Here is a 17,441-nt window from a genome sequence, read left to right as displayed (position 1 = left end):
AAAAAAGCAGCAAGGAGAAATTCTTGCTGCTTTTTTGTTTATGCGTCGGGTATTTTTGACTTCAGCTTATACAAATTGATACCGTGCACGATATGAATCAACCCAGATACTTGATCTACACATTGTATCTATTACAAATCTAACCACTAATAAAAAGGTATTATAATGGGAAGAAAATACTTCGGAACGGATGGAATTCGTGGCGAAATCGGCAAATACCCAATGACTCCTGACTTTGTTTTAAAGTTAGGTTGGGCCGCAGGTAAAGTACTAGCGACACAAAAAAACCCTTTGGTACTCATCGGTAAAGACACCCGTATTTCTGGGTATATGCTGGAATCAGCACTAGAAGCTGGATTGGTGGCTGCAGGCGTGAACATCCGCCTACTAGGACCCATGCCTACCCCTGCAATTGCATACCTAACAAAAACGTTTAGAGCCTCAGCAGGTATCGTTGTCAGTGCTTCCCACAACCCGTACCAAGACAATGGGGTTAAGTTCTTCTCCGCTGACGGAACAAAGCTAGATGATGAAACAGAAATAGCGATCGAAGAATACCTTGATCAAGACATCGTCACTGTCCCATCTGATAAGCTTGGTAAAGTTGTTCGTATAGATGATGCAGCAGGTCGATATATTGAGTTTTGCAAGCGCGCACTCCCCTCTCATATCAAGCTAGAAGGGCTGAAGATTGTTGTAGATTGCGCTAATGGTGCGACCTATCACGTAACACCTCATGTTCTAGAAGAGCTTGGTGCAGATTTGATTACTGTTGCTGACTCGCCAAATGGCTTTAACATTAATGACAAATGTGGTGCAACATCGCTAGACATGCTGTCAAAGCAAGTCACATTACACCAAGCGGATTTAGGCATAGCACTAGATGGTGATGGCGACCGATTAATGATGATAGACCATACTGGTGCAATCATTGATGGCGATGAGATATTAGCGATTATTGCTCAGCACAGATTGAAAAATGGTAACTCAGGTCAGCACATTGTTGGGACACTAATGAGTAACTTAGGTCTTGAGCAAGCGATTGAAGGTATGGGATTGAATTTCCACCGTGCCAACGTAGGAGACCGTTACGTAATGGAACAAATGTTGCAACACGATGGTCTTCTAGGTGGAGAGTCCTCTGGTCACATTATCATTCGTGATCGAATTGAAACAGGTGATGGAACAATTGCCGCTCTTCAAGTTCTGCAAGCTGTGATTGAATCCGGTAAATCGCTACATGAGCTTAAACAAGTGATGACGAAGTATCCTCAAACACTGATCAATGTTGATTTGAGTGGCTCCGTTGACCTAGCTAATAATTCACCAATCAAAGACGCTGTCAGTAGTGCTGAGTCGCAACTTGGTAAACGGGGACGTGTTCTTCTTCGTGCATCAGGTACACAACCGCTCATAAGAGTCATGGTTGAAGGTCAGGACGAGCAAGAAACATCAATGCTTGCCGCTGGAATTGCCGAAGTCGTAAAAGCTCAAGCCAGCTAGATCATAGCTAAAGTTAAATGCAGAAAGCTTATTTAGATCGTAGCCTTAATGCATTTAACACAACAAAAACAGAACTAAATGACATACCAATGGCTGCAGCCCAAGGGGCTAAATACCCCAATACAGCCATTGGTAATGCTAATGCGTTATAACTTAAAGCCCACGCTAAGTTTTGCAGAATAATACGTTTGGTACTTCCTGATACGCGCAATGCCTCTGGTAGTAACTCCAATCGATTAGACATTAACACCATGTCTGCACTCACTTGTGCCAACTGACTTCCCTCGCCCATCGCTATGGAAACATCAGCCCCTGCTAATACTGGCGCGTCATTTACACCATCACCCACCATCGTTACCACATTGCCTTGAGCTTGTAGCTTCTTTAAATAAGCCAATTTTTGATCAGGTAACTGACCAGCTATTACTGTACCAATACCTAACTTACGCCCTACTTTTTCAGCAACCTCGGGCTTATCGCCACTCAGCAATACCGTTTGATAACCTTCCTTCCCTAATGCTTGAATCGTTTGTTGTGCATCATCTCGAATTTGATCTTCTAAATAATAGATAGCCAATAACTCATCTTGCGATGCTAAGTAAACAATCGTTCTTAATGACTCTTGATTGATCGCTAACGGACCCGATTCAAACTCCTTATCATAGGCTATCCACTCACTAATAAAGTCTAAGGTTCCGATACGATAACTTTCCTGACCATAAACACCTTCAACACCCTTCCCAGGAACGTTAATTAAATGAGTACAGGTATATCTGTCTGCGCTTGCTGAATAAATCGCTTTTCCAATCGGATGTTCTGATGCACTTTCAAGCCCTGCTGCCAACATCAAGCGCTGTTGAGCATTTATAAACTGACTATCATTAGCATCATAGCTGTACTCATCGACGAGCATCAGCTTACCTGTTGTCAGCGTCCCCGTTTTATCGAATACAACGTGAGTGACTTTTGATAGCGTCTCTAAAGCTTGGCCTTGAGTAGTCAGTAAGCCCATTTTAGTCAAGCGGCTTGTTGCTGTCGTCAACGCAACAGGCGTTGCCAGTGACAATGCACAAGGACAGGTAACAACAAGTACTGAAATAGTGACCCAGAAAGCTTGCTCTGGCACTAAAACGTACCAAACAGAAAAGACCACCACTGACACGATTAAAACGGCAAAAACAAACCATGAAGCAACGGAGTCTGCCAAGGTTGCAAACTTTGGCTTATCCATTTGTGCGCGATTTAATAAACGCACGATTGAAGACAGCATTGTTTCTTCACCAAGCGCTTCAACGCTCATCATCAGGGGGCTTTCTACATTAACTGTGCCACCACTGAGTGAAGTACCTTCGTACTTCAAGACAGGAACGCTCTCTCCTGTCAGCATAGATTCATTCACACTACTTCTACCTTCGAGCACAACACCATCAGCAGGTACAACCTCCCCAGGCTTTATAGAGACAACATCCCCCAACTCAAGCTCAGAAACACTGATAAGTTTGGAGCTACCATCCGACTCAACTTTCGTTGCGGTTGCCGGTAATAAACGAACTAATTCATCCGCTACTTTTCCAGCTTGATGGCGGGCAGACATTTCTAAGTATCGACCCAGTAACAGGAAAAAGGTAAACATCGTGACAGAGTCAAAATAAACTTCACCAGTACCAGAAAAAGTAGCCCAGATACTTGCCACAAACGCTGCTAAGATCGCAATACTGACAGGGACGTCCATACCTAAGTGTTTACGCCTTAAATCCCGCCAAGCGGCTTTAAAGAAAATACTTGAAGCAAAGATAACGACAGGCGTAGTGATGATAAACCCTGCCCATCTCAACATCTGCTGTGCAGACTCACTCATGCTATCAGCACCGACATATAGCGCCAAAGACGTCATCATTACCTGCATCATACCAATGCCTGCAATCGCAATACGTCTTAGTGATCGCTTTCGCTCATCATCATGTAATTTTTGTAAACGGCCAGTATCGAATGGATGTGCCTGATAGCCCACCTGTTGTACTTTAAGTAATATTTGACTAAGCACTAACTGCTGCTTATCCCACACAACAACGGCGCGGTGAGTTGTTAGATTAACTCGAAAGGAAATGACGCCGGGTAGTTTTTGTAAGTGATGCTCAAGCAACCAAACACAAGCAGCACAAACAACACCTTCAACAATAAGAGACGCTTCACTCTCATCATCACTTTGTCTAACAAATGTCTTTTGTACGGCATCATTATCGAACACCAAAAACTGCTCAAGCACATCTGGCACAACGGAATCTGGCCTAACGGATGGCTCTGTACGATAACGATAGAAGTCATCTAAACCATTATCAATGATTGTTTGAGCGACCGCTTGGCAACCCAAACAACACATCGGTTCTGACTTATCATCTATAACTATAGAGTAAGTCGCACCATTGAGCGGCAGACCACAATGAAAGCAGTCGTCCGGCTTAGCAACAAAAGACGCGTCGATCATTAATTGCCACGAAACTCTCGCCCAACATCGACGCTACCTTTAATTTCATGAACATCATCACCCCTAGCAATAGTGACCACTACGGTCCATCGCCCCGGACGATTTAACGTCGCATTAGCCTTATAAACCCCAGCACTCGTTCCAACTAATTCAATTTGATAATCTTGATCTGGCTCAGTTGTACTTAATAGTTTCGCTGTTACTGTTGCACCATCGATTGGCTGACTTTGCTTATCCAGCACCGTCATCTCAATAGGTTCTTTCACATTCAACTCAGGTGCTTTATCCCAACCGCCTGAAACCTGCCAGCCGCGTTGTTTTTGAATCTCTACACGGTCAAGGTATTCATTAAACTGGCCTGACTTTTTGCGGAAATCATGAGCAACAATACCCGGTGCATACTTCATTGCAAATGCAATGATATTTGAATCCACTATGGTTAAAATCAAAAAGAAACAAACGATTGTTGCAGGTGCCCAATGAAACCAACCAGCATTCGCCTTATCAGCATCGGTTACCGCTTCTTTTCTGTAGGTAACAATCCCCAAGCCATAAGCAGTCATGCTAAAGAATGAAAAGTGAATAGCGAATACGTCAATACCTGGCCAATAGAAATATGCTAACGGGAAGTAAATCGACCAAACCAACAAAATAGTCAACGTAGCAGAAAAACGCCCACTCAACTTTATAGCCAGATGAAATAGGAAGAACAACAAAAAGGTAGCGACAATACCGCAACCCATTGTGATCAATATATGAATATTTGCCATCAGGCGCCTCTAGGGTGTTATAAATTGAGAAGGATGAATAATCGCCTCCTCAAACTCACCCTTAATGGGTGTTAACTTAAATCGAATAGGCTGATTAGCATTACGCTTCACATCAGCACTTGCTTGTCTTACACGAACAGACACTCGTAACCCTCTACTCGCTTTTAGCTCGATATGTTTGAGCTTACCAATATCAACTTTAGCGTTAGGGAGTCCTTCGACACTGAGGTCAAAAGTAGCTGGCTTCGAGGTCATGTTGTAAAACTTAAATTTATAACTGTTTTGTATCGAGCCATCAGACAGAACAACATACAAAGGACTTCTAACATGGGCAATATCAACAGTCAGCTTGGCAGAGTTAACAACACTAAAGACTAAGAAAGCCCCCGCAATCAACGATGCCAGACCATATCCAATGGTTCGTATCCCAAAACGAGATGTCTTCTTTTTGGCTAAGGCATTTTCAGAGCTAAAACTAACAAGACCATGTGCCCAGCCCTGCTTATCCATAATATTATCACAAGCATCAATACATAAGCCGCAATGGATACAAGCAACCTGCAAACCATCTCGAATATCAATACCCATTGGGCATACTTGTACACAGTAGTTGCAATCAATGCAGTCACCTACACCAGCCTTTGTACGATCTTCTTGTGTTTTTAATGTCTTTAGTGGTTTAGCCCGACCATTCTCACCTTCACCACGTACTTTGTCATAACTTACTATCGCTGTGTTTTCATCAAACATAGCGCTTTGAAAACGAGAGTATGGGCAAATATGCATACAGATAACATCTTTCGCCATACCTGCTGCAAGAAATGTCGTTGTTGTTAAAATAGCGGTACACATGTATGCAGCTAGTGGTGCTTGGCCGGTAAAGAAGTCGACTAATAGCTGGCCGGCTTCTGACCAATACAATGTAAAGGTTAGTCCACTCCAAAATGCTAAAGCTAACCAAAGTGCTGTGGTTAAACCAACCTTTCGAACCTTTTCAAAGTTCCATTTTTGCTTTTTCAGTCGCAGACGAGTGACTCTATCACCTTGAATAAGTCTTTCTATTAGGCGAAATGCATCCGTCCAAATTGTTTGAAAACAGAAAAAACCGCAGAATACTCGGCCAGCTATGGTTGTAATGAAAAATAGAAAAGCTGCCGCAAACACCATCAAAATAGCCAAGGAAAGAATATCTTGAGGGTGAAGGACTAAATTAAATAGGTAGTATTTATGACTTGAGAGGTCAAATATAACCGCTTGGTTAGGACCAATGTCACGAGACCATGGAAGCCAAGGAAGAAGAAAGTAAGTGACAAAAGCCAATATCAAAATAATGGTCTTAATATTGCGAAATTGCCCTTTTACAGAGCGAGGCTCGATGATCTTCTGGTATTCAACAAACTTTAGAGGAACTTCGTTCATCTTAGTCACCGATATTTTGGTGCCACTAACGGGGAATGTTAGCGACACCTATCATAAGTTGTTATTACTGGTCGCCAGTAGCACGCTTGTTTAGCAAGTAAGCTGTCAGTACTTTGATTTCAGTATCACTTAAACGAGAGCTCCAGCTTGGCATGACACGGTTAACACCGTTATGGATAACACTCTTCACACGACTTAATTTCTCTTCGGGTGTTGTCGCACCACGAACATCAGCAATCGTCCAGATCTTATCCGTCAAGTTTGCAGCACCTTGAGACTTCAAACCAGTACCTGCACTTGTGTGACAAAGATGACAACCACCGACTTGACCCTGAAATATTTCTTCACCGGCTTTAGCTAGGGTTGCGTCGTTTTCTTCACCAGACATACTCAACACATAACTAGCAACCTGAGTTAATTGCTCTTCATTGAATGTTTCTTCAAAGGCTGGCATGAAACCTACACGACCCGCTTTGAGGGTAGTTTCGATTTCTGTTGAACTCCCACCCCACAACCAATCATCATCGATAAGGTTAGGATATTCACCGACAACTCCACCAGCACCAGACTGATGACATGCCGCACAGTAATCACCAAAGACACCGTTACCATAAGACTCAACAAACGCCATTTTATCAGCATCTACTGCGATATCATCGTAGCTAGAGTCTTCAATAACCTTAAGATAAGTCTTTTGTGCTACTGCACTTTTACCGGTCTGCATGTCACGCTGTAATAAAGCACGCGTATTCCAGTGAGAAGTCACCTCTTCACCAGCATCAGTTTGGTAAGTAATGGTCGTCAATCCCTTCAGGTAGCTAGATGCTACAGGCCAGGATGGGTACATCGTCCAATAAACAATCGCAAAGATAACTGTCGCATAGAAGCTCCATAACCACCAACGAGGTAGTGGATTATTAAACTCTTGAATGTTGTCATCCCAAGTATGGCCTGTTGTTTCAGCACCAGTAAGCGGATCTCTTTCACCCATTTTTTCTATCACCTTTAGTCATATTCTCGTGAATATCATCATCTAGCGGAATATCTTTGTAAGACTCTAACCGTTTACTGCGCTTTTTATCGCCATAAACATAAAGCAGCATGCCAGAGAATAACGTAAAGAAAATCAGCAATGCCGTTATCTTGCTATTCGCTAGGTCAGACATCCATAACCATATATCTGTCATACTCAATACTCCTTAAAACGTGATACTGCTAATTAGCGTGTTTTGATGAACTCATGCTCATCATGTGCTTTGAAGTCAATCATCGTTCCAAGCACTTGCAAATAGGCAACTAAAGCATCCATCTCTGTAATACGATCTGGAAGGCCGTCACGGTTATTATTTTCAGCTTCAGCAATTAAGTTTTCATCTGCGCGAGTGATATCTAACTTGTCTGCAACAGCTTGTCCAAACTGCTTCACATTCGCCTCATACTCTTCTTGCGTTGACGAATAGGGCACACCCACTTTTTTCAGTGCTCGCATTTTCGCTTGCGTCTGTGAGTAATCTAAATCGTTCTTCTGCAACCATGGGTAGTTAGGCATAACTGACTCAGGTACAACCGACCGTGGAGCAATCAAATGCTTCACATGCCAAGCGTCAGAATACTTCTCACCTACTCGAGCCAAATCCGGTCCAGTACGCTTAGACCCCCATTGGAACGGGTGATCATACTGAGACTCTGCTGCTAACGAATAATGACCGTAGCGCAACGCCTCATCACGGAATGGGCGAATCATCTGTGAGTGACAGTTGTAGCAACCTTCACGAGTGTAGATGTCACGACCGTGCTGCTCTAGTCCCGAATAAGGACGTACAGATTGCGTACCATCCGCATTACGTACATCCTCGACCGTATCGTTGATATAAAACAACGGTGCGATCTCTACTAGACCACCGATACTGATTGCCAACATAGTAAAGACGATCAGCACACCAATATTCGTTTCAAAAATTTCGTGCTTAATTTTCATGAATAATTTCCAGCTTTCTCTGATCTTTTAGGCAGTAACTGACTGTTCAATTGAAGCACGCTCTTCACGCTTCGCTTGGCAGATAGTCATGAATATGTTGTAAACCATCAACAACATTCCTGTTAAGAAGAACATGCCTCCAACAGCGCGCACAACAAATGGGCCATGTGACATAACTACTGTTGAGATAAACGTATTTGCTAAATTTCCGAACTCGTCAAACTCACGAAGCATGATTCCTTGACCGATACCTGATGCCCACATTGCTGTGATGTACAAGATAATACCAAGCGTCGCCAAGAAGAAGTGAGCCTTCACTAGCTGCATGTTATAAAGTGTTGTATTCCACAGTCTTGGGATCATATGGTAGAAAGAACCAATAGTGATCATCGCCACCCAACCCAGCGCACCAGAGTGAACATGACCTACTGTCCAATCCGTGTAATGCGAAAGTGCGTTAACTTCTTTCAGTGCCATCATCGGCCCTTCGAAAGTAGACATCCCGTAGAATGATAATGAAGTAATCATGAACATCATGATTGGGTCAGTACGTAGTTTGTCCCATGCACCTGACAACGTCATAATTCCGTTGATCATTCCACCCCAAGATGGCATCAACAGTAGTATCGAGAACACAGCTGCTAGCGATGAAGTCCAATCAGGAATCGCAGTCCAATGAAGATGATGCGTTCCAACCCACATATACATAAATCCTAGCGCCCAAAAGTGAACGATCGACAAACGATATGAATAAACAGGACGGCCCGCTTGCTTAGGTACGAAGTAGTACATCATTCCTAAGAATGCCGCGGTTAGGAAGAACCCAACGGCGTTATGCCCATACCACCATTGCGTCATTGCATCTTGCGCGCCTGAAAACAGACTGTAAGATTTAGCGCCAGTGAAGCTAACCGGCATAGCCAAGTTATTGAATATGTGGAGAATGGCGGTAGCAAGTATGAACGCCATGAAGAACCAGTTCGCAACATAGATATGCGGCTGATTACGACGAGTAATCGTTGTCACGAATACCCAGAAGTAGACAACCCATACGGCGGTAATCATGATATCCACATACCATTCAGGCTCTGCGTACTCACGCGCCTGAGTTATACCCATCGTATAGCCTACAGCCGCTATCACTAGCGCAAGGTTCCAACCGATAAATAAGAAGTTATGTGTAGTGTAGGTACCGGCTAGACGCGCCTGACAGGTACGTTGGACAATGTAGAAAGACGTTGCAAATAACGCATTACCACCAAAGCCAAAAATAACACCGCTGGTATGAACTGGGCGCAAACGACCAAAACTGATCTGCGCAATATCAAAATTCAGAAAAGGCCAAGCCAATTCTGAGGCAATCCAGACCCCAGTAAACATTCCCAATACACCCCATACAAGCGATGCTATTGCGAATTTCTTTACAATGTCATAGTTATATAGCTCTGTTGAGCTGGCACTACTATGAACCATGCTATTACCTCAATTTAAATTAATCCGTAACTAAAGCTAGAAACAAGTAGGTCTCTAGCGGGCGAGCATTCTAAGGGTGGCAATCATACAATACAAGAACAGAATTAGTCATTGCTTACTGCCCCTAAAAACATAATTAATGATAATTTTCTTTAAGAAGTGATGATTAGAATCTAATTCTTAAATAAACCATCGCCTCCTCAGAACAATATTACAGCACACCATATAATTAACGCATTGATCGAAATCAATAATACAGCAGATGATCCCATATCTTTTGCTTGACCAGACAGTACATGTAACTCTCCACCAAAGCGGTCAACCACGGCCTCAATAGCGGAGTTTAGTAATTCAACAACTAATACTAAAATGATACTACCTATCAATAGTGCAACTTCAATAGCTGTGTCACCTAGCCAAAAGGCGAGAGGTACAGCGAGCACTAATACAGCAACTTCTTGACGAAAAGCCTCTTCACCTTTGTAAGCGGCTTTCAGCCCTTGCATAGAAAAGCCAAATGCATTGATTAAACGTTTTAACCCAATATTTGTACTTTTAGCCATGCAAGTTCTACTCTTTTCAAGTTAGATGATTAACGATAAGCATCTATACTAGGGCAATCACACACTAAATTACGGTCACCATAGACGTTATCTACACGGCTAACAGTAGGCCAGTATTTACTCGTTTGCAATACACCTTTTGGAAACACTGCGTCAACTTGAGTGTAAGGGTGATCCCAAGCTTCGGTTAAGTCTCTTAATGTATGAGGTGCATTTACAAGCGGGTTGTTATCCGCTGGCCACCCACCTGCTTGAACCTTATCAATCTCTTGCTTAATAGCGATCATTGCATCACAAAAACGATCCAACTCACCTAGAGACTCTGACTCAGTTGGCTCAATCATCAGCGTTCCCGCTACAGGAAATGACATTGTTGGCGCATGGAAACCGTAATCCATCAAACGCTTTGCTATATCTTCTTCTGTAATACCTGACGCTACTTTAATTTGGCGTATATCAATAATACACTCATGTGCTACTCGATTCTGAGCACCCTTAAACAAAACAGGGTAATGAGGCGCCAAACGCTCCATGATGTAATTAGCATTCAAAATCGCTAATTCAGTTGCACGCTTGAGACCTTCAGCGCCCATCTGTTTAATGTAAATCCAAGTGATTGGCAAAATAGCCGCACTACCATAAGGCGCTGCAGATACTGCACTATTACCTTCAACCTTATCATCAACCGCACTAACTACGTGACTAGACAAGAACGGTGCAAGGTGTGACTTAACACCGATCGGCCCCATACCTGGACCACCGCCACCGTGAGGAATGCAGAATGTTTTGTGTAGGTTTAGATGAGAAACGTCAGAACCAAATTTACCCGGCTTAGAAAGACCGACCTGGGCATTTAAGTTCGCACCATCCATGTAAACCTGACCACCGAACTGGTGTGTAATTTCACATAGCTCAACCACCGCTTCTTCAAACACACCATGCGTTGAAGGGTAAGTGATCATAACGCTTGCTAGGTTATCAGCATGTAACTCAGCCTTCGCTTTGAAGTCTGCTATATCCACGTTACCGTTTTCATCACATTCAACAATGACAACTTTCTGACTCAGCATCGCAGCCGAAGCAGGATTAGTACCGTGAGCAGAACTTGGAATCAGACAAATATTACGATGCCCTTCTCCGCGACTTTCGTGATAACGACTAATTGCGACCAAACCAGCGTACTCACCTTGCGCGCCAGAGTTTGGCTGCATAGAGATTGCATCGTAACCGGTGATTTCTTCTAGACTTGTTTCCAAGTCCGCAATCATTGCACGATAACCAATGGTTTGTTCTTTCGGAGCAAACGGGTGAATATCTGCAAACTCAGGCCATGTCACTGGCAGCATTTCACTCGTAGCGTTCAACTTCATGGTACAAGACCCCAAAGGAATCATTCCGTGAGTCAATGAGAAGTCTTTATTCTCCAAACGTTTCAGATAACGAAGCATCTCTGTTTCTGAATGATACGTGTTAAACACAGCATGCGTTAGATATTCACTTTCACGCACGTACTCAGCGTTAATACAATCAGCATTATCTGCTGTGCATGCTGCATCTAGCGTATCAACTGAAAGGCCATGCCCCTCACCCAAAATTACATCAAATAACATTTCTAGATCTTGGCGAGTTTTACGCTCATCAAAACTGATACCGACTTGATCATCACCCATCAAACGTAAGTTGATATTTTTAGCTTGTGCCGCCGCGTAAACACTGTCGCGCTTATCACCAAGGTTAAGTGTCAATGTGTCGAACCAAGTGTCGTTAGCTAATTCAATGCCTTTTTGCGTCAAACCAAGTGCTGCAATACTTGCCATACGATTAATTCGCTGAGCAATCTGCTTTAGACGCACTGGGCCGTGGTATACCGCGTAAAAACTAGCCATATTCGCTAGCAATGCCTGCGCAGTACAAATATTTGATGTCGCCTTGTCACGACGGATATGTTGCTCACGCGTCTGCAATGCCATACGTAAAGCAGCGTTACCTTTAGTATCAACCGACACACCAATCAATCGACCTGGCATGGTGCGCTTGAACTTATCACGTACTGCGAAGAATGCGGCATGAGGACCACCGAAGCCCATTGGTACTCCGAAACGCTGAGCAGAGCCTAAAACAACATCCGCCCCCATTTCACCTGGAGACTTAAGTAGCAATAAGCTCATCAAGTCAGCCGCCACACAAATCAGTGCTTTTTGCTTATGTGCTTGATCAATTAATGGCTGAAGGTCTGTAATGGCACCCGTCGTATCGGGGTACTGAACCAACACACCAAACACTTCATGTTCTACTAACTCAGTCGCAGCATCGCCAATGATCAACTCATAACCAAAATGGTAAGCACGCGTCTTAAGTACATCTAGTGTTTGTGGATGGATATTTTTATCAACAAAAAACTTGTCCGTTTTAAGACGATTTGAGCGCTTACACAAAGACATTGCTTCAGCAGCTGCCGTTGCTTCATCCAGTAGAGAGGCATTAGCAATGTCCACCCCTGTTAGATCAGTCACTACTTGCTGGTAGTTAAGTAATGCTTCTAAACGACCTTGAGAAATCTCTGGCTGGTAAGGCGTGTACGCCGTATACCAACCAGGGTTTTCTAATACGTTTCGCAAAATAACGGGCGGAACAACCGTATCGTAGTAACCCATACCAATGTATGACGTCGCTACGATATTTTGGTCAGCCATGGCCTTTAATGCTGAAAGTGCTTCTTGCTCACTACATGCACCACCCAGTGCTAAGCCTTGATCCGACAAGATTTTTTTAGGGACAGTTTGGTTAACTAAGTCATCCAAGCTATCTGCACCAATAGTAGACAACATATGTTCAACATCTTGCACTCTTGGACCGTTGTGCCGTCTTACAAAATCATCGTGTTGTTCAAGCGTTTGTAGCGAATAAGGAACAGAACCTTTCATACATCAGACCTTTAAATTTTAAAACAAATTACTCGTCGCAAGACTCTTTGTAAGCTTCAGCATCCATAAGAGTATCTATCTCACTCTCATCAGAAGGTTTAATACGTACCAACCAACCTTCAGCAAAAGGATGTGTATTAACTTGCTCTGGTGCATCTTCTAAAGATTCGTTTACTTCAACGACTTCACCTGAAATTGGTGAGTAAACATCTGATGCTGCTTTAACTGACTCAACAACCGCAAACTGCTCTTCTTTACCAAATGACTCGCCCACTTCTGGCAACTCAACAAATACCAAGTCACCTAGCGCGTCCTGTGCATGATCAGAAATACCCATCGTGATCGTGCCATCGTCATTCTTTTGAACCCACTCATGTGAACTCGTATATTTTAAATCTGTAGGAAAATCACTCATATTTTTTTGCTCCATAGCATTACGCTGATAAATAAATTACCACCGTAAAGTTAATTAATAATTTTAAGAATCGAGTTGCGATTGCCCGTTACGAACAAACACTGGCTTAACCACTGTTGCGGCAAGTAGCTTGCCGCGAATTTCTACTTCACACGCACCGTCGATGCCGACAGGTACACGCGCCAAAGCAACTGACTTACCCAGTGTTGGCGAGAATGTACCACTCGTGATTTCACCTTCACCTGCCGCACAATATACCTTTTGATGCCCACGTAAAACACCTTTACCCGTCAGTACTAAACCCACTAATTTTTGAGTGACGCCGGCTGCTTTCTCAGCTTCTAGTGCTTCACGACCGATAAATTTACGATCTGAAGGCTCCCAAACGATTGTCCAACCCATGCCTGCGATGAGAGGAGAGATAGTCTCATCCATATCCGAGCCATAAAGGTTCATACCTGCCTCTAAACGCAAGGTGTCACGTGCGCCCAAACCAATCGGTGCAACACCTGCAGCTAGTAACTCATCCCAGAAATCACTAACCTGCTCATTAGGCACCATTATTTCGTAGCCCTCTTCACCGGTGTAACCCGTGCGCGCAATAAATTTACCTTCGACTTCAGCAGCATAAAAAACACCTAAGCCTTCAACGGCTTTGCGGCTTTCTTCTGATAATAGAGACTGAACAATACTGATTGCTTTAGGGCCTTGAACGGCCAGCATAGAAAGGTCATCACGCACTAGGATATTTAAGTCGTAAGACTGGCTTTGCTTTTCGATCCAAGCTAGATCTTTGTCGCGAGTACCTGCGTTAACCACTAAACGATAAAATTCATCATCCATGTAATAAACGATTAGGTCATCAATCACGCCACCGGTTTCATTGAGCATGCCACTGTAAAGCGCCTTACCTGATGTTTTTAACTTGGCGACGTCGTTTGCTAACAAGTAACGTAAGAACGGACCGACCTCTTTACCCGTGATGTCCACAACAACCATGTGTGACACATCAAACATACCGGCAGCGGTTCTGACTAGATTGTGTTCTTGAACTTGAGAACCGTAATTGATTGGCATTTCCCAGCCTGCAAAGTCAACGATTTTGGCGTTAGCTTTGAGGTGGTTTTCATAAAGTGCAGTACGCTGTGGCATCAGTAATCTCCATAAAAAAAGGCGGCAGACGTTTATACGTCTGCCGCCCCTCTGTCCTGATACCTGAGATATTCCTCGCTTTGCGAGTTAAACCCTTCGGTAGGTATACTTAAATACCGTTCTCCAGAGCTAGCACACTGTTACAGTTCTTTTGCCTGAGCGTTTCCGGGCGGATTTGCGTCTTCGGCGGCCAACTTACGTCGACTCTCTTCTGTAAAGTGTGTTGCTAATATCTGAAGTATAGTCAAAACGGTTCGCTATTTAAAGCGCCATTCATAACTTACTGGTTAAACACAGTCTTTGGCTTTGCCTGCTCTAAAGTTGCAAGCAAACGATCCGCTGGCATATAACCAGGGATAAGCTGGCCAGACTCAGTTAGTAATGCAGGTGTCCCGTTAACGCCTAGTGCTTGACCCAACTCATATTGTGCTTTTACTGGGTTTGCACATGTCTTCGAAGCGACTGCTTGACGGTTCTTAGACTTAGTCATCGCACTTTGCTGATCATCTGCACACCACACACTAACAATCTTATCGTATGACGGTGAGTTTAGACCGGCACGTGGGAAAGCCATGTACTGAACAGTAATACCTAGCGCATTAATATCTTTCATTTCACGATGTAGTTTCGCGCAATAACCACAATCGATATCCGTAAATACGCGCAGTACGTGTTTTTCATCTTTCGCTTTAAAAGTCACCATTTCCGTTTCGAAATCGTCAACCATCTTCTTTCGAACACTACGCTGAGACACTTCAGTCATGTTCTCACGCGTTTTCAAGTTTAGAAGATCACCACTAATAAAGTACTTACCATCTGCACTCAAATATACGATTTCTGTACCATACATAACTTGGTACAAACCAGCAATCACACTTTCGGCTACAGAGTCAGGTTGAGACTTAAACGTATCAACAAGTACCTTGTTTAAGTTTTTAGTGACCGTGTCATCGTTACTAGTAGAATCAACAGCAGCGCTCGCAACGCCAGAAGCCAATAAACAAAAGCTTAAAGTGGCTGTCCATAATGTTTTTTTAATCATTTTTTTAACTACCATTATTTTTTAAATACGTTAATAACATTACGCTGTAAGCAGGCTGAATGGATGCAAATCAACCACGAGGGTGATGTTGCTTATGAACTTCCTGCAAACGTGCTTGCGCTATGTGAGTATAAATTTGTGTTGTTGAAAGGTCGCTATGGCCTAACAACATTTGTAGGACTCTTAAGTCAGCCCCATGGTTCAATAAGTGCGTGGCAAACGCATGACGTAATGTATGTGGAGACAAAGATTGCTCAATCCCTGCATTCACAGCATATCGCTTAATTAAATACCAAAAAGCCTGCCTCGTCATCCCCTTACCCCTGCGTGTTACAAAAGTTTCATCACACACACCTTGGCCTTGCATCAATTGAGGTCGAGAAATAGCCAAATATTCCGTTACCCAGTCAACAGCAACATCACCTAAAGGCACTAAACGTTCTTTATTACCTTTACCGACAACCCGCACAACCCCCATTTGTAGGTTAACTTGTGAGAGGTCTAAAGTAATTAGCTCTGAAACACGTAAACCTGAAGCATATAACAACTCCAACATTGCGCGATCTCTTAGACCTAACATATGGTCAGTATCTGGTGCTTCAAGTAGCGCGTCCACTTGGGCTTCAGATAATGTATTAGGTAATGAGCGGCCAATGCGTGGCGCATCGATCAAAGCAGTAGGGTCTTCCGTCATCAAGCCTTGTCTAACTTGATAGCGATAAAAGCGCCGTAAGCTAGACAATACACGCGCCATGCTGCTTGTCTTCGCGCCTTCCTTACCTTTAAATGCCAAATACTGCTGTAATACAATTGAGTCAGCCTCGAATAAACTCAATGATTTTTCAACGTCCAACCACTTAGCCCAAGCTTTCAAGTCTCGACCATAAGCGGCTAGCGTGTTTTGGCTTAACCCCCTCTCAGACCATAAGGCATCAAGGAAGTTATCAATTATTTGCGATGGCTCTATTAATTGGCTCAAATGATTATTTCAACTCGCTTCCACTAACTATTGCCCTATCTGCGGGTAATGAACGTAGCACTTTTCCTTTCAACTCACCTTTACCGTAAAAATCTACTTTACGGATACTTGGAAAAACTTCATTAAAAGTGATTTGCAAACTGTCAACCTCATCACACTCAAAGGTATAGACCAACTCAAAATCACTATGCCCTTTCGCATTACCTACACTATGAACGTCTTTTGGGTTAGATTTTTCTTTTTCGTTGTCTGTATGCTCATGATAATCAAGCATTTCTGAGTCCATGTCTGCACTGTAAGCCCAGCAAGTATTCGCAGGCGTAAACTTAAAGAGTTTCGATAGCGCTTCTTCTTTATATAGCTTGGCATACTGATCATTTAACTTCTTTTTTTGCTCAGGCTTTTTTGGAGAATCTTCAAAGCCCAACAAATCCTGAGCCGGAACGACCATTCTAAACGTTAAAAAACTGTCTTCTTTTATGAGTGCCACCGCGAGTGTCCCATGCTCATGAGGACCATGAAGTGGAACAGCAATTGCGGTAGAGATGGACAACACGCATAAGGCTGCCAAACGAGAAGTAAAAGTCATTTGATTGACCTCGTTAAATTTAAATATGACGCTAGTGTAAATAACGACACATTAAAATGACATTAAAATGATATAAATAACATGAATAATGCCTAAATTAGCTAAGTCACCTCCCCCCACATCCTTGTCATTTATCCTCAATATTGTTA

The 17,441-nt window shown here is 43.2% G+C and carries 15 protein-coding genes and 2 riboswitches; of the genes, 1 reads left to right on the top strand and 14 read right to left on the bottom strand.

Annotated elements, in window-relative coordinates; translation table 11 throughout:
* Nucleotides 1–165 precede the first annotated feature (165 nt).
* Nucleotides 166–1,503, top strand: a complete 1,338-nt coding sequence (gene glmM / locus DKT75_RS03415) for a phosphoglucosamine mutase (protein WP_109822032.1) — start codon at nucleotides 166–168, stop codon at nucleotides 1,501–1,503.
* A 28-nt stretch (nucleotides 1,504–1,531) separates the two neighbouring features.
* Here glmM and DKT75_RS03410 read toward each other — a convergent pair whose 3' ends face one another.
* The 14 genes from DKT75_RS03410 to DKT75_RS03345 form a co-directional block, all read right to left on the bottom strand.
* On the bottom strand, nucleotides 1,532–3,988 hold the full coding sequence (locus DKT75_RS03410) for a heavy metal translocating P-type ATPase (RefSeq protein WP_109822031.1): 2,457 nt from the start codon (nucleotides 3,986–3,988) through the stop codon (nucleotides 1,532–1,534).
* On the bottom strand, nucleotides 3,988–4,758 hold the full coding sequence (locus DKT75_RS03405; protein WP_109822030.1) for a FixH family protein: 771 nt from the start codon (nucleotides 4,756–4,758) through the stop codon (nucleotides 3,988–3,990). The genes DKT75_RS03410 and DKT75_RS03405 overlap by 1 nt, the downstream gene beginning before the upstream one ends.
* A gap of 9 nt (nucleotides 4,759–4,767) precedes the next feature.
* Nucleotides 4,768–6,177 carry a cytochrome c oxidase accessory protein CcoG gene (ccoG, locus tag DKT75_RS03400; protein ID WP_109822029.1) on the bottom strand — a complete coding sequence of 470 codons (1,410 nt, stop codon included), beginning with the start codon at nucleotides 6,175–6,177 and terminating at the stop codon, nucleotides 4,768–4,770.
* A 64-nt stretch (nucleotides 6,178–6,241) separates the two neighbouring features.
* Nucleotides 6,242–7,168, bottom strand: a complete 927-nt coding sequence (gene ccoP / locus DKT75_RS03395; protein WP_109822028.1) for a cytochrome-c oxidase, cbb3-type subunit III — start codon at nucleotides 7,166–7,168, stop codon at nucleotides 6,242–6,244.
* On the bottom strand, nucleotides 7,161–7,364 hold the full coding sequence (locus DKT75_RS03390; protein WP_109822027.1) for a cbb3-type cytochrome c oxidase subunit 3: 204 nt from the start codon (nucleotides 7,362–7,364) through the stop codon (nucleotides 7,161–7,163). The genes ccoP and DKT75_RS03390 overlap by 8 nt, the downstream gene beginning before the upstream one ends.
* A 32-nt stretch (nucleotides 7,365–7,396) precedes the next feature.
* Nucleotides 7,397–8,155 carry a cytochrome-c oxidase, cbb3-type subunit II gene (gene ccoO, locus DKT75_RS03385; protein WP_211665138.1) on the bottom strand — a complete coding sequence of 253 codons (759 nt, stop codon included), beginning with the start codon at nucleotides 8,153–8,155 and terminating at the stop codon, nucleotides 7,397–7,399.
* Nucleotides 8,156–8,182: 27 nt separating this feature from the next.
* Nucleotides 8,183–9,628 (bottom strand): cytochrome-c oxidase, cbb3-type subunit I, encoded by a 1,446-nt coding sequence (ccoN, locus tag DKT75_RS03380; protein WP_109822026.1) that lies wholly within the window; start codon nucleotides 9,626–9,628, stop codon nucleotides 8,183–8,185.
* 200 nt (nucleotides 9,629–9,828) lie between these two features.
* On the bottom strand, nucleotides 9,829–10,191 hold the full coding sequence (locus DKT75_RS03375; RefSeq protein ID WP_109822025.1) for a diacylglycerol kinase: 363 nt from the start codon (nucleotides 10,189–10,191) through the stop codon (nucleotides 9,829–9,831).
* 29 nt (nucleotides 10,192–10,220) lie between these two features.
* The gene (gene gcvP, locus DKT75_RS03370; protein WP_109822024.1) at nucleotides 10,221–13,115 is read right to left on the bottom strand and encodes an aminomethyl-transferring glycine dehydrogenase; all 2,895 of its coding nucleotides are present in this window, start codon (nucleotides 13,113–13,115) and stop codon (nucleotides 10,221–10,223) included.
* Nucleotides 13,116–13,143: 28 nt separating this feature from the next.
* Complete coding sequence (gene gcvH / locus DKT75_RS03365; protein ID WP_109822023.1) at nucleotides 13,144–13,530, bottom strand: glycine cleavage system protein GcvH; 387 nt, start codon at nucleotides 13,528–13,530, stop codon at nucleotides 13,144–13,146.
* 63 nt (nucleotides 13,531–13,593) lie between these two features.
* Nucleotides 13,594–14,682 carry a glycine cleavage system aminomethyltransferase GcvT gene (gcvT, locus tag DKT75_RS03360; RefSeq protein WP_109822022.1) on the bottom strand — a complete coding sequence of 363 codons (1,089 nt, stop codon included), beginning with the start codon at nucleotides 14,680–14,682 and terminating at the stop codon, nucleotides 13,594–13,596.
* A gap of 49 nt (nucleotides 14,683–14,731) precedes the next feature.
* Nucleotides 14,732–14,811: riboswitch (glycine riboswitch) on the bottom strand.
* Between the two features lie 4 nt (nucleotides 14,812–14,815).
* Nucleotides 14,816–14,906: riboswitch (glycine riboswitch) on the bottom strand.
* A gap of 56 nt (nucleotides 14,907–14,962) precedes the next feature.
* Entirely contained in the window at nucleotides 14,963–15,724 is a 762-nt protein-coding gene (locus tag DKT75_RS03355; RefSeq protein WP_158278789.1) for a DsbC family protein, read from the bottom strand.
* A 70-nt stretch (nucleotides 15,725–15,794) separates the two neighbouring features.
* Entirely contained in the window at nucleotides 15,795–16,703 is a 909-nt protein-coding gene (gene xerD, locus DKT75_RS03350; RefSeq protein WP_109822020.1) for a site-specific tyrosine recombinase XerD, read from the bottom strand.
* A 4-nt stretch (nucleotides 16,704–16,707) separates the two neighbouring features.
* Nucleotides 16,708–17,292: a ZrgA family zinc uptake protein gene (locus DKT75_RS03345; RefSeq protein ID WP_109822019.1), complete on the bottom strand. Its 585-nt coding sequence runs from the start codon at nucleotides 17,290–17,292 to the stop codon at nucleotides 16,708–16,710.
* Between the last annotated feature and the right edge of the window lie 149 nt (nucleotides 17,293–17,441).

Source organism: Leucothrix arctica (genome assembly GCF_003172895.1).
Lineage (GTDB): Bacteria > Pseudomonadota > Gammaproteobacteria > Thiotrichales > Thiotrichaceae > Leucothrix > Leucothrix arctica.
This window is presented reverse-complemented; position numbering and strand designations above follow the sequence as displayed.